The sequence below is a fragment of the Acidobacteriota bacterium genome, from assembly GCA_038040445.1.
In the GTDB taxonomy this organism is placed as follows: Bacteria; Acidobacteriota; Blastocatellia; order UBA7656; family UBA7656; genus Onstottus_A; species Onstottus_A frigus.
In genome coordinates this window covers 110,889-123,603 of sequence record JBBPIG010000014.1, presented here as the reverse complement: position 1 = coordinate 123,603, position 12,715 = coordinate 110,889, and the positions used below count along the sequence as shown (strand labels likewise).

At 56.2% G+C, this 12,715-nt stretch carries 10 protein-coding genes; 4 read left to right on the top strand and 6 right to left on the bottom strand.

Features of this window, described 5'->3' with window-relative positions; all coding sequences use genetic code 11:
* Positions 1-50: 50 nt before the first annotated feature.
* Positions 51-1,847 (top strand): serine hydrolase, encoded by a 1,797-nt coding sequence (locus AABO57_16255; GenBank protein ID MEK6287294.1) that lies wholly within the window; start codon positions 51-53, stop codon positions 1,845-1,847.
* Positions 1,848-1,901: 54 nt separating this feature from the next.
* Here the strand turns inward: AABO57_16255 and AABO57_16250 are convergent, their stop codons facing one another.
* The gene (locus tag AABO57_16250) at positions 1,902-2,276 is read right to left on the bottom strand and encodes a hypothetical protein (protein MEK6287293.1); all 375 of its coding nucleotides are present in this window, start codon (positions 2,274-2,276) and stop codon (positions 1,902-1,904) included.
* A gap of 174 nt (positions 2,277-2,450) precedes the next feature.
* On the opposite strand from AABO57_16250, the gene AABO57_16245 reads away from it, so the two are divergent.
* Positions 2,451-3,311 carry a YihY/virulence factor BrkB family protein gene (locus AABO57_16245; protein MEK6287292.1) on the top strand — a complete coding sequence of 287 codons (861 nt, stop codon included), beginning with the start codon at positions 2,451-2,453 and terminating at the stop codon, positions 3,309-3,311.
* Positions 3,312-3,321: 10 nt separating this feature from the next.
* Here AABO57_16245 and AABO57_16240 read toward each other — a convergent pair whose 3' ends face one another.
* Positions 3,322-4,095, bottom strand: coding sequence for a DUF2461 family protein (locus AABO57_16240; protein MEK6287291.1), 774 nt, complete (start codon positions 4,093-4,095; stop codon positions 3,322-3,324).
* Between the two features lie 184 nt (positions 4,096-4,279).
* Here AABO57_16240 and AABO57_16235 point away from each other — a divergent pair, with 184 nt between their 5' ends.
* Positions 4,280-5,293 (top strand): radical SAM protein, encoded by a 1,014-nt coding sequence (locus tag AABO57_16235; protein ID MEK6287290.1) that lies wholly within the window; start codon positions 4,280-4,282, stop codon positions 5,291-5,293.
* Between the two features lie 12 nt (positions 5,294-5,305).
* Here the strand turns inward: AABO57_16235 and AABO57_16230 are convergent, their stop codons facing one another.
* The 3 genes from AABO57_16230 to AABO57_16220 all read right to left on the bottom strand — a co-directional run bounded on the left by AABO57_16230 (position 5,306) and on the right by AABO57_16220 (position 7,944).
* Positions 5,306-5,779, bottom strand: coding sequence for a rhodanese-like domain-containing protein (locus AABO57_16230; GenBank protein ID MEK6287289.1), 474 nt, complete (start codon positions 5,777-5,779; stop codon positions 5,306-5,308).
* A 21-nt stretch (positions 5,780-5,800) separates the two neighbouring features.
* A complete protein-coding gene (locus tag AABO57_16225) occupies positions 5,801-6,424 on the bottom strand; it encodes a hypothetical protein (protein MEK6287288.1) in 624 nt (207 codons plus the stop codon).
* 254 nt (positions 6,425-6,678) lie between these two features.
* Positions 6,679-7,944: a di-heme oxidoredictase family protein gene (locus tag AABO57_16220; GenBank protein MEK6287287.1), complete on the bottom strand. Its 1,266-nt coding sequence runs from the start codon at positions 7,942-7,944 to the stop codon at positions 6,679-6,681.
* 1,503 nt (positions 7,945-9,447) lie between these two features.
* Between AABO57_16220 and AABO57_16215 the strand changes: the two genes are divergently transcribed.
* On the top strand, positions 9,448-10,863 hold the full coding sequence (locus tag AABO57_16215; GenBank protein MEK6287286.1) for a tetratricopeptide repeat protein: 1,416 nt from the start codon (positions 9,448-9,450) through the stop codon (positions 10,861-10,863).
* Here AABO57_16215 and AABO57_16210 read toward each other — a convergent pair.
* Positions 10,860-12,587 carry a hypothetical protein gene (locus tag AABO57_16210; protein MEK6287285.1) on the bottom strand — a complete coding sequence of 576 codons (1,728 nt, stop codon included), beginning with the start codon at positions 12,585-12,587 and terminating at the stop codon, positions 10,860-10,862. The two genes, AABO57_16215 and AABO57_16210, sit on opposite strands and share 4 nt — an antisense overlap.
* Positions 12,588-12,715: the final 128 nt, after the last annotated feature.

Below are 12,715 nucleotides of genomic sequence, written 5' to 3'. Positions count from 1 at the left end.
TTTCGCGAACGCATGTGCCCAACTTCTTTGCCTGCTGACTTGGAGTAATAATGAAAAGAACCTCGGCCAGAATACTCTTGTTGGTGCTTGTTCTCTCGCAAGGCGCGCTCGGACAGTCGCCTGTTGGATCTCGTATTGAGCGCGTAGAAAGAGGATTGCTTCCCTCCGTGCTTTTGAAAGGCGTTCCGGGTTGGACCATTCAAGAGCGAATGAAGCAATACAAAGTGCCGGGCGTCAGCATCGCGGTCATCAATGACTTCAAGATCGATTGGGCGAAAGCCTACGGCGTGAAAGATATCGAGACCAACGAACCTGCCGGCATGGAAACTCTCTTTCAAGCCGGGTCGATCAGCAAGCCGGTGGCGGCGATGGTGGCTCTCAAAAAGGTCGAGCAGGGAAAGATCGCGCTCGATGAGAACATCAACAATAAGCTGACCTCGTGGAAGCTGCCCGACAATGATTTTACCGCCAAACGAAAAGTCACACTCGCCAATCTGCTTAGTCACACGGGCGGGCTGACTGTTCACGGATTCCCGGGTTATGCAATCGGCGAAAAGATACCGACCCTGCCTCAGGTGCTCGATGGAACTGTCCCCGCGAATACGGCCGCGGTTCGAGTCGATATGGAGCCGGGCACGAAACACAGATATTCGGGCGGCGGCACAACCATCGCTCAGCTCGCGATAATGGACATCGAGAAGAAGCCCTATCCTCAGATCGCACAGGAAACAGTTTTGGGACCGCTCGGCATGACCAACAGCAGCTACAATCAGCCGCTGCCCGATCAGACCAGGAAGAAAGCGGCTTCAGGACACAAAACCGGCGGGAGGCTGGTTGAAGGTAAGATCCATGTCTATCCGGAGATGGCCGCCGCCGGGCTTTGGACGAACCCGACGGACCTTGCGAAGTTCGCGATTGAAGTACAGCTCTCGCTGGTTGGCAAATCCAACAAAGTCCTTTCGAAAGAGACGACGGCAAAGATGGTCACGCCTTTCATAGCAGACTTCGTTGGACTCGGCTTCTTTATCGAGAAACATGGCGCGGCGACGTATTTCGGGCACGGCGGCGCGGATGAAGGATTCAGAGCGCTGCTCCTGGTGCATAAAGAGAAGGGCTACGGAGCGGCCATCATGGTGAACTCGGACAACGGGCAGATCATGAACGAAATCCTCAGAGGCATCGCCAGAGAGTATCAGTGGGAGGACTTCCTGCCGCAGCCCGTCGACGTGGTTTCGGTCGATTCGAAGAAGCTTGATGATTATGTTGGCCGCTTTCAAGTGAACCCGGACAGGGTGCTGACGATAATCAAAGAGAACGGTAAGCTCTACGCCCAGCCAACGCAGTCTCCGAGACTCGACCTGTTTCCCATCTCTGAAACCGAGTTTTTGAGAACCGATGCAAATGTCCGCTATACCTTCGTCAGGAGCGCTGAAGGAAATGTCGATCTGGTACGCATACGCTTCGATGGAGGCGGATCGGAAGCACCTCGAATCTCGAAGGACGTGATGATTCCGTATGAGTTATTGATGGCGGGAAAAGTTGCCGAAGCAATCGAAGCGTATAAAAAGATAAAGAGGGAACAGCCGGCCAACGTCGCGGTAGCGGAGGCTCGACTCAACGACCTGGGCTACTCTCTACTGCGGGAGAAAAAGCTGGTTGAGGCAATTGCAGTCTTAAAGGTCAACGCGGAGCTTTATCCACAATCGTCAAACGCCTATGACAGTCTTGGCGAAGCTTATATGGAAAACGGAGACAAAGAGCTGGCCAAAGCTAACTACAAGAAGTCGCTCGAGCTCAATCCGGGTAACAAGAATGCGGTTGGTATGCTCGAAAAGCTTCAGCGATGAGCGAGGTACGCGTCACCAATTGGCGGCGCCGGTTTCAGTCGCTAACGACGAAGATCAAAAAGTGAAATCTATGCTGCCTCCCGAGAGCTTCCGGGCGAGAGCTACACCTACCCCGACGATTTGCTCTGAGGCTTCAAGCGGACGCTTTCCAGACCGGGTCTCCAGAAAACCGGGTTCTGCAAGCACCCCGAGTCTCACGCGGCCTTCCTGTTCGATCAGGACGATGTCGCCTGCAAGTGGCACACGGCCTTCGGCGCAGAGAACAATGTCTCCTTCAAGCAGGCTCTTCTCCGCCCAAGAGCCGTTGACCGTCACGCATTCGTAGTCTGCTTCGGGAATGCTCAGCACTCTTACGAGCACGTCTTCATCATCGGCGTAAAACCGCACGCGGCGCTTCTCGTGCGCCGGTATGTTTTCGTCTTTTTCCATTGCGCTATTTCCTGGCCACCCGAGCAGCGCAATACGCGAAAGCACGGCGGCTCCCTCGAGTGGGAGTGTCAATTGAATCGAGCAGCGTTGCAGTTGTCAATCTCGCGCAGGCGAGGGTTGTTTGTTGCGACTTCAGTGCAAAGGAGTTTAACCTGAACATCGAGGGAAGCGGCGATGAAAGCGAGCAACAAAGACAGCAAGAAGGGGAGACGACTTACTGTTGGTGAGCTCGCGCCGAGAGTCTGGCGCGAATCGCTTGACGACAATGTGCTTGGCACCGCCGCCGAGCTCTCTTACTACTTCTTGCTGGCGCTGTTCCCGCTGCTGATCTTCATGACGAGCATCATCGGATTCCTTCCGGGGGCGGATAACAGCCTTCTCATCGGACTCCAGAGAGCACTGCCGCCGGACGCGATGAAGCTTGTGCGCGAGGTGTTGGACGATGTGGTGAGTCATCGAAGCGGCGGTCTTCTCTCTTTCGCTTTGATCGGAACTGTGTGGGCGGCATCGAGCGGAGTGGGTTCGCTGATGGACGCGCTCAACAAAGCATACGAAACCACCGAGAATCGACCGTTTTGGAAACAGCGGCTGGTGGCGATCGCGTTGACTCTCATATTCGCGTTGCTGGTCGTCGGCGGATCAGGGCTGATAATGATTGGCCACCGGCTGGGCGGGTGGCTTGATCGCGCTCTTGAGCTTAGCGCTGCGCTCAAATTTGCCTCAACGGTACTGGGCTACGTTACGGGGCTCGGTCTTCTGCTGGCGGGAATAGCGGCGCTCTACTACTTCGGTCCAAACATCAAGCCGGCGGAGCGGCGAGTTTTGCCGGGCGCGCTATTTGCCTCGATGGGCGTCGTAATCGGCTCGCTGTTGTTTTCTGTGTATCTGCGCGTGGCCCCGAGCGCGAGCGCAACGTACGGGAGCCTGGGCGCTGTAGTTACGTTGATGCTATGGCTGTACCTTATAGGACTGCTGCTACTGGTCGGAGGAGAAATCAATTCAGAAGTGGCGCGGGCTGCGAAGCCTGATGCTTGATCCGAAGAGTTCACTTCACAGCGGCCTTCGTGAGTGGACGAGCGAGCAACTCCGCGTTCTCGCGATAAAGTTCCAGATCAGCTTTGAGGTCGCCCTTGAGGTCAGCGCTCGCAGCAAACCGCCACAGCGGGTACAGGTCAAGAAAGATTTCTTGCGCGACATCCAGGAAGGAACGCCTCGAAAGGGCTCGGTCGGTAGCCGGGAAGTACTCGCCGACCGTAAAGCCATCGAGATTCACCCATCGCCGGGCGGTCTTTGGAAGCGGCCATTTGGTTACCTTGCCATCTTCTCCGCCAGCCAATTCCCAATACGAGTCAGGTATGCCGCGTTCGTCCAGATAGCGCTGAAACAGCCGCGAGTTTCTCTTTATCGTTTCCTGAATGGGCCCGGTTCGCAGTTCCTTGTGGCCGCCCGAATAGAACCCGATTGAGACACCGCTTGGATAGATGCCGGCGTAGAGCAAAGCGGAGTTCCACCACTTCTGGCCGCGGCGCGAAAAACCAACGTAGATAACCGGGCGATACGGCGGACGATTCTTGTGGAAGCGCATGTCATTGCTGATCCGGCTCAGGGTGCGGCCCACACGCGGTTCGGTCTCGAATTCTTCGTTGAGCATATGCAGGATCGGACCCAGTTCTGCGACGAAGGCCTTCACCGGCGCGAGCACTGCCGATTCGTACTCACGGCGGTGGTCATCGAACCAGGGTTTATTGTTGTTTTCAGCAAGTCCCGATAGGAATCGGAACAACTCAGCCGAGAAGCCTTCAAAACGGACGCGATTCATGCTGCGCCTCTTAAGTCGCAAAAACTACACTGATGGAGATTTGCCGTCTTCGGGCTGAGCTTAAGGGCTGAATACGGCGACTGTCAACCGGCCTCGCCCGGCCTGGTTTTTATCCAGCCAAAGTCTTGCAGACCAAGGCCTTGCGTCTTGCGTTTCCGTCCGGCCGTTGCGTACACTGCATCGCATGCGCGAGCCTTCCTACCTCAAGCTACTCGAAACGGGAGAACTCGACTCGCGAGTCGAGCAATTGATGGAGATGCTTCGCGTGTGCCGAATATGCCCGCGCGACTGCGACGTCGATCGGCTCAACAATGAGGTCGCCGCGTGCTACTCGGGCCTCCTGCCCATCGTTTCCAGCTATACGGCTCACTTCGGAGAAGAGCCCGCGCTTGTTGGCGTTCGCGGAGCAGGCAACGTCTTTCTGGGCTTGTGCAATCTGCGGTGCGTTTACTGCCAGAACTACCAGATCAGTCAAACATTCAAAGAACAACGCCGTAACGAAATCTCATTCGAGCGGCTGGCGGAAATCTTTCTCGAGCTTCAAGAGCAAGGCTGCCATAACATCAACTGGGTTTCGCCGACTCACTTCGCTCCCCAGTTGGCGAAGTCGCTGCTGATCGCCGCGCGCGGCGGGCTGCGCTTGCCCGTCGTCTACAACACCAACGCGTACGATTCGGTTGAAGTATTGAAGCTGCTCGACGGGGTCGTCGACGTCTATCTGCCCGATCTCAAGTACAGCGATGAAGAAGCCGGCCGCGAGTACTCAAAGGTGACCGAGTATGTGCGTCACTCCCGGACTGCTATCACTGAGATGTACCGGCAGACGGGCGGCGAGCTTGAGTACGACCAGAGCGGGTTGCTGCAGCGCGGCTTGATCATTCGATTGCTGGTGCTGCCCAATGACATCGCGGGCATACTCGAGTCGCTGCGCTGGATAAGCAGTGAGTTATCGCCGAAAGTGGCCGTTAGCTTGATGGCGCAGTACTTCCCGACAAACAAAGTCGCGCTGGAGCGCTATCCGCTGATCTCACGCAAGATTCGCTGGAGCGAATGGCTGACGGCGATCGAACAAATGGAGTCGTTGGGGATGGATGAAGGCTGGCAGCAGGATTTCGACTCGGCTGCTGAATACTACCGTCCTGACTTTGGCGACGCGAAGGTGCCGTTTAACGACATCGAAGATTTTATCAGTCCTTAACGGGGAAGGGTTCTAACTTTTTCCAATACCTGGTCTCGGTTGAACCTGGCCGCCCACCTGGAGCCAGGCATTCCATCCGCCCTTTAGCACCCGGACCCGTCTAAAACCATTGGCTAGAAGGGCCCGAGCAGCGATAATCGCGGCTTCATCGGCCGGGCAAGCGCAGTAGGTTATGACTTCCCTATCGCGAGGGATCTCTCTTAGTCGGTGGGCAACTCGGCGAACTTTGGTGTGTACCGAACCCTTGATCGTCTTGTCGCTTTCCGCGTACAGATTCGAGGCGCGTAAATCAACGATAGCCATGGGCTCGTTCTTCGTGATCTTTGTCTTCAACTCGTCGGGGGTTATGAATTCTACCTGGACGAGCTGCTCCTGTTTAGTTTGCGGCTTAGTCGCCGGGACGTCGGCTTTCTGATACGCGAAGGTCATGGTCTCCGAGGCTGCAAGAACCGCTGCGAGAACAGTAATCCACTTCTTGAATTTCATAAGCATACCTTGGAGTTCGCGCTATCTCATCCCGGACATCCCTGCGTGGGCCGGCGCGGATACGGCCCTGTAGTTCTTGGGATCATACCAACCGTACATTCCCCCAGTGAAATGCAGAAACCCCGATTGCCCAATGAGCGTTTGTTGGATCAAATCCCCATAGATGTTGGGGAACGGTTTGATTCCTTTGTAAGCCTTAACCGCACTCTTGAACGGCAGTATTGTCATGTGAGCGCCTACGACGTCTCTGAGCAGGTGTGTCTGGGTGGCCTCGGGATCGCGCCAACCATTAGGCCCATACCCGTGGATAATGGCCAGCAATACATCGCTTTGTTCGAAGCGTATGGTTTGCCCTGCCGCCGGATTCGCTGAGGGTCTTGCGGCGACAGGATGAGCCAACATTTTAGATTTGGGCAGCAGCACCTCCTTCAACGGCTCACGGGCTAACCAGTTTGGGAATTCCTGATTGAGCTCTGAAAGTTTCCCTTCCGCCGGTTTCACAACAATCGCTAGATCTTGTGACAGGTCGCCGTTGAAATCGCCCACTAGAAAACTGGGGTTGCGGCTCGGATCGATCACCACGGCGTCTTTGAAGATGCGTTTGACGGCTATTTGAACTTCTTCCAACTTTGGCGGAGGAAGCACCGGCAATTCCGCCGGCTGCGGTGGTGGGGTTGTCGCTGCGCTTGCTTGAGGTGGCGGCGGCTGCTCTACATTTGGCTGGGCGGGCGGTTTTGCGCATCCGGATAGAGCCCCAGAGCCTATGACTACAACTAGCCATGATGATGCTAGGACTGCTTTTCTGGTCAACATCTCAGCCCCCTCAACGTGAAAGCAGAGACTCGTCAGGCAGTTGCCTGACGAGTCTCTGAACTGGTTCGGAAACTCCCAGATACAGTTTACAGCGACAACACGAACGCAATGAGCTGATTCTTCTGAGTAGTGCTCAGCCCGTTGAAGTTGTTCCTTGACGTTGCTCCCTGCCCTCCGTGGACCTGAATGCTGTCGAAGATGGTCATCGTGTTACCCTGCATCATGAAGCGGTTTTTGGTACGCACACCCCACAGGGCTATCGTGGTTGTCGCGAACCTGTCGTTGACCCCGGCTTCGCCGCCGATTCCCGCGCTGGTTCCGATATTGTGCAGCGCGAAGTCGCTGAACGGACGGATGATCTTGTTGCCAAGCGCCGCTGGCACGGTGAACGCTCCGCCGTTGATTACCGTCCCTGTTGCCGAGGTTGTGAATTGGGGAGTGTGGCAAACAGCGCAGCCGATCGAAGTGAAGAGCGTCTCTCCAGCGGTGACAGTGGAGTTGATCGGCCCGCGGCCAGGAACCCTCAAAGCCCTCTGGAAAGCGGCGAAGGCTTCGACGTCAAGTCCATCGTCCTCGGGATCGGCTACCGTGTCAAACGGAGCGGCTGACTGCCCCAGAATGTTATTCTCGTTGGGCTGCAACGGGCTGGTTATACCCATCTCGTTGAGATAAGCATCAGCCGAAAATGACACCAGACTGGCGTGTTGGGATTTGTGGCCAAAGCGGCCGATCCGAGTAGCGGGGGCAGCCTCCAGCACAACCACGGTACGGAGCTGACCGCGCTGGGCTGCGGGCTGAGCGTTGACAGTGGCGACGAGCGTGTTGCTGTTTATGGCTTCGACAAAGCCATCACCCAGTAAGGTCCGGGTGGAGCGGAATTCGTGGAGGTTTAGACCCGTGTTGATGTGTTCCTGTGCCTCGGCATCGATCGCCCGGTCCTGGATCAGCGTTTGCCCACCCGGCGGGGCAACAAAGTTGCCGAAGCCGTCGGTACCCCCGGCCCTGAACTCGTTGATCTGACTAATGTGTCCGGTGACCGGGGCCTGGTGGCAGGCCACGCAAGCGACATCGTTATAGGTGGGCCCGAGACCGTCGTCTACTACCTCCCGTTCCTCGAATATGAATTTGTTGTCGCGGAACGAGCGTAAAGGTACCGGCGGGTTGTCGCACTCATCGACGACAGCGCCAAGCGTCCCGAAATTGTTGAACAGATCGGTGTCCGGCAGGCGACCGTCCATCTGAGTTGCTAGAGCTGCGGTTGCAGCTTGACCTTCGACGGTACTCGTAAAGGTGAAAGGCAAAACGAGAGCCGCCGCGAACAACAGCAGTGCTGAAATCTTCAGGGTTTTCATCTCAAAGGTTCTCCTTTTACGGCTTGGATCGTAGACCCAAGACTCTGTTCAAGTTATCTGCCCACGCAGATGTTTTGCTTTACCCTAAAACCCGATTGGCTCGTTCTCTCCAGCCTTCGACTGGCCAGAGCTACCGCATAGTGAGGTCGCGCACGTTGGAACTTCGAGCAAAAGAAAAGGCGAGGCCTCAAAGTAACTGACCATCCCACCGTGGCAACTTCTTTGAAGCAGCGCGACTGTATGCTGGATCGTTTTCAATGTCAACAAAAAAATCGCCCGCCGGAAGAAAAAACACAAGTCCGGTGTACGATGATCTCAAGATTCATGGGAGCGCAACCTTTCTTAGATTGAGCACGCGCTCCATTCGACGACCGTCGATGTCATCGGAGCGAGAAACGCCTACGTATTTTGAGCCGCTAAGAAGTCATCGAAGGCGATCGGCCGGCTGTAACAGAACCAGCTTCCAGGCCGCTAGAGGCATACACACCGCAATTGAGCCCGCGGTCAGATGGAGCGATAGCACGACGACCGTACCCGGGGTAAACCTTACCTAACCAATTCCCGGGATCATATCGCCGACTGACCCGCGGAAACGGGGAAATCGCATATAAAAAACCCCCACAGAATCCAAAACCCATGCTAGAATACGGTTATGAAATGCCCAAAGTGCTTTAACCCCCTCCGACGGGTAGCCTCCACCGAGGACTCGGTGTGGTTCACTTGCCCGTTAGGTCATAGGTTCCATTCAGAGACAGGCAGCGGCATAAGCGATTCAGAAGGCCACCGCTACGCTGTCTCAGAGTAAGAAGAGCGGCTACCCCCGGCCTCAGAACCGGGGGTAACCGTAGGGAATGCGTCGTTAATCGAACCCCAGTCTGTACCCGCCTCGTCTTGATGTCGCTGTTCTGATGTACCGAGTAGTGATTCTTCTATCTTTTGCCTCGGCAGCAAAAAGGTTTTCGGTGTCGGCCTGAACTCCAAAGTAGACTTGCCAAACGAACCGCTACCATCGGTCCTGTGACGGTTCCCTAAGCCTCGGGGCTGGCGGCAAGAGAAGAGTCTCGAGCGTTGCTTTCGTCGGGGAGAGTCAAGAACAATGAACAGCCTTGGTCGCTCCACCAATGACGGCAACACACTTCTCGCTCTAAGAGACCCCATCGAGTTCGAGCCTAGAAGATCATAGTCAATATATTCAGCTTAAACGGAACGGATTAGACCTGTTGTTGCTTGGAATCCCAGCTGGCGACTCCAAGATGAGCTTACTCTCAACTTTTTGTTCCAGATCCGCTTTTCGCTCTGTGAAATAACTGTTAGAATTCCGTCAACCCGACGAAGGGGGTGGATTCGGTTTAAAACTTCGCCGGGTTGCGATTCAGGCAAGAATTAGAAAAGTGGGAAGGATAGCGGCGGTCATTGTGCTGGACCACAGAGGTCATGTGTACCCCTGTGCGATTGCTGCGCACCAATTGGCACAACGTGCAACGCCAGGTAAGGGGTTAAAAAATGGAAAGGCGAGCATCGCAAGAGAGTCTGGTTGAGCTGATCGATAGTGGTCAGTTCCTGGCAGCAGAGGAAATATTCTCCGAACGACGGACCAATGAACCGATGGAGATGGTAGTTCGCTCAGAGGTCGCGATGTACTTCGATAGGCTTGAGGACGCATCAGCCTTGCTGGAAGAGGTCGCCCCGCGAATTGCCGACATCAACGTTGCCGCGCGTTTCTCACTCACGAAAGGACGGCTGGCACATTGGCGCGGAGACAACCAGCAAGCGGAGACGCAGCTTCAATCGGCCTACCACTTCTACTTGTTCCTAAACGACACCTTTGGCATCAGCCGGGCTTTGCTCAACCTGGCCCGATTTGCTCGTCGACGAGGCGAGTTGGACGATGCCGCGATCAAACTCGAAGCAGCCCAGAATGGAATCAAGGGACGCACCAGCAAACGTACCGAGTATCTGCGCGGGATAATCTTAACCGAGCAGGCGGCGCTGGCCGCAGAACGTGGGGAGATCGAACCAGCCACCGAGATGTATTCAGAAGCGATGCGGCTGCTCAAGAATAGTGAGCGCGGTCGCTTCTACGCACGCGCGTTGATGGGGATGGCCGACCTCAAATGCTCTCTGGGCAATTTCCAGGACTCCCTGGAAATCTACAAGGAAGCCGACACCGTCCTCGAGCGGTACGACCTCAAAAAAGATCTCGCAGACGGCCAGCTTAAACTCGCGCGCGCACTAATAAAACTGAAGCGTTTCGAGCGGGCGGAAAAGCTCGCCGAGGAGAGCCGCGAGCTGCGCCGTGGAGATCCTTCAGGTGAGAGCGAAGCGATGTCTACCCTTGCCCTGATCGTGCTTCAGCGAGACGAGCCCGAGGTTAGCGCTGAACACGCGAGGATCGCCGTCGAGCTTAGCGACCAGGGTTCCGCAACAGAAACTCGCGTGCGCGCGCGCATCGCGCTCGGCCTCGTGAAACTGGCCGCGCGCGAGTTTAAGGAGGCGACCGAGGTGCTTGGTGAGGCGGCAGAACTGGCTCAGGCCTGTGTTGGATCTTCCGCACGGCGGGTCGAGCTCGAGGCCACAATTTACCTGGCTGAGGCGTTTCATAGCTTGGACACGCGCGCGGGAAGAACGCAGCTTGTCCGAGCGAGCGAGTTACTCAACCGGATCGAGGATGCCTTCCTTGGCGAGGAGTTCAACCGAGTGTCCGCGAAGTATGAAGAGCAGATAATCTTCACGGATGACAATCGCCTCGTCTTTGACGGCAATCAGTTGCCGCGGTGGCAAGAGGCGAAGCGCACGCTTGAAGGGTTCCTGCTTCGCAACGCGTTGCGCCAGACGAACAATAGCCTCACGCGGGCAGCCCGCAAGCTGGGCGTGTCAAAGGTTCACGTGCACAACCTGAAAAAGAAACACGGCCTTTAGAACGGCTTTTCCTCTGGCTCACCTAAGCCGATAAGTGCAGCCCGCAGCTTTGCATGACGCTGAAGCAACCGCGCGTACCGGGATTCATCCGCGCCCATCTTTGCGCGAATTGTCTGAACGACTTTTCTTTTTTCAGGCTCGGTCCATTGAGCGAGATCAGGGATCAAGGCCAGCACTAGCGCAAGGTCTTGGAATGCCTGGCGCTCCGATCCGCTTAAGCTCTTCGGCGTCATTCCGAGAGATCGAGCGACTTCATTGGCGGACATGGTTCGAATCATCTCAGCGTCGCCGTTGAACTCCCCGGCCATGCGCCGCTGAACGGCTAGCCCGAGGTTGCGAATTGCAAACCGGTCCCAGTCGCCGCGCGGCGACCCTGGCGCCTCGTAAACAACATTTCCCGCCGACAGCTTCCGCAGCACCCGCGCGGGTGTGCGGTACTCCGGATCCGCCGCGATCTTCTTCTCTTCTGATTCCATCAGCCTGGCCAACTCACGCCGCGTCGGTCTGAAGCCCAGCTTCCGATAGAACCAGAATGCGCCCGACTCGATCGCCTCGTCGTTGTTGAAGCCGATCTGATATGGGTCGATCGATATACAGGTCACCCCCACGACCTGATGCAGCAGCCTGAGCACCGTCGCATACACCCACGCCGACTCTCCCTCGCGAAACGTGTAGAACGTGTTGAAACCAATCTCCATCCGATCGCAGATCGTGATGCCTTCGATATAGTTGATCGGAACGCCGTTCTTCAACGTGAACCCGGCGTGATAAGCACGCAGCGGCAAGCGGCGCTCGGGCGGCAGGCCCCAAAGAAACATTTCGACCCCTCGGCCCACGTCGGCTCGCACCACGCCGTCGGGATCGCCGTGGGTGATCCCGTACAATTCCCTGTAGCGGACCGTCGTTGTGTCGCGAAGCATGTCTTGCATCGCTTTGCCCTGCTTGCGAGAAAGCTTTTTCAGCTCGATCGGCGGGGCCTGAAACTCTTTGTCGAGAGAAACCTCGCTGCGTCGAATAAGCGGGCCGGTGTGATAGACGACTTTCCCGACCCGCCGCATGTTTCTCGTGCGAGAAGCTCGCGAGTCGCCGAGATCCCATTGAGTGCGGATCTCTAGCGAATCGAAGAGCTCCGCCTTTTGCCTTTCAGAAATCTCTAATCGCTCGAATCGACGTACAAGCCACTCCAGATCTCGCCGCTTCTTGCGGCCCATTGCCGCGTGAAGCGCCGCGCGAAGCCAAGCCAGGTACGGAATGTTCGCTTCAACCAGAGACTCCTCGTAAAGCAGCGGGAGGAATCGCGGCAGCGTTGCGCCCAGCCGCTCGGACTTCTTGTACCCGTTCCAGTCCCCTTCGACGCTTGTAGGATGGCGGTCAACGAGGAAGCGGTTGATGTCATAGCTGAAGGCCCCGGATATCACCGTACCGGCAATGCCGGAATACTCGATGTAGTCGAAGGGTGTCAGGTCCGCGCCCGACGATTGAAGCTCGCGTACTCGGCCGGAAAAAGTTGAAAGAAGCTGGTTGGAAATGCGGTACGCGGCCTCGCTCTGAGGATGGGAGCGGACGAACAGAAGCGCTTCGTGAAAGCGAATAAGAGAATCGACATCCCGAAACCGCCGTTGGCCGAGCAAAGCAAGAAGCTTTTCCGTGCGCCCTCCGTTGTCCGCGCCAAATTGGCGCTTCGATTCTTCGAGTCGAAATAGAAGATGGTTGAGTGAGGGCATGGTTAGAGTTTCTGGTTTCTGGCTTCTGGTTTCTGGCCTGTTGGATGCTCAGAGTTCCTTGTTTCTGGTTTCTGGTTTCTGGTTTCTAGTTCTGTTGGACGAGAATTTTTCATCAGTCAACCAGGGAC

What these genes read in the sequence shown, in the direction of transcription:
- AABO57_16230 (MEK6287289.1), bottom strand. Translation starts at nt 5,779, where the DNA reads ATGAAATTCAAGAAGTGGATTACTGTTCTCGCAGCGGTTCTTGCAGCC.
- AABO57_16210 (MEK6287285.1), bottom strand. Translation starts at nt 12,587, where the DNA reads ATGCCCTCACTCAACCATCTTCTATTTCGACTCGAAGAATCGAAGCGC.
- AABO57_16235 (MEK6287290.1), top strand. Translation starts at nt 4,280, where the DNA reads ATGCGCGAGCCTTCCTACCTCAAGCTACTCGAAACGGGAGAACTCGAC.
- AABO57_16245 (MEK6287292.1), top strand. Translation starts at nt 2,451, where the DNA reads ATGAAAGCGAGCAACAAAGACAGCAAGAAGGGGAGACGACTTACTGTT.
- AABO57_16250 (MEK6287293.1), bottom strand. Translation starts at nt 2,276, where the DNA reads ATGGAAAAAGACGAAAACATACCGGCGCACGAGAAGCGCCGCGTGCGG.
- AABO57_16240 (MEK6287291.1), bottom strand. Translation starts at nt 4,095, where the DNA reads ATGAATCGCGTCCGTTTTGAAGGCTTCTCGGCTGAGTTGTTCCGATTC.
- AABO57_16220 (MEK6287287.1), bottom strand. Translation starts at nt 7,944, where the DNA reads ATGAAAACCCTGAAGATTTCAGCACTGCTGTTGTTCGCGGCGGCTCTC.
- AABO57_16215 (MEK6287286.1), top strand. Translation starts at nt 9,448, where the DNA reads ATGGAAAGGCGAGCATCGCAAGAGAGTCTGGTTGAGCTGATCGATAGT.
- AABO57_16255 (MEK6287294.1), top strand. Translation starts at nt 51, where the DNA reads ATGAAAAGAACCTCGGCCAGAATACTCTTGTTGGTGCTTGTTCTCTCG.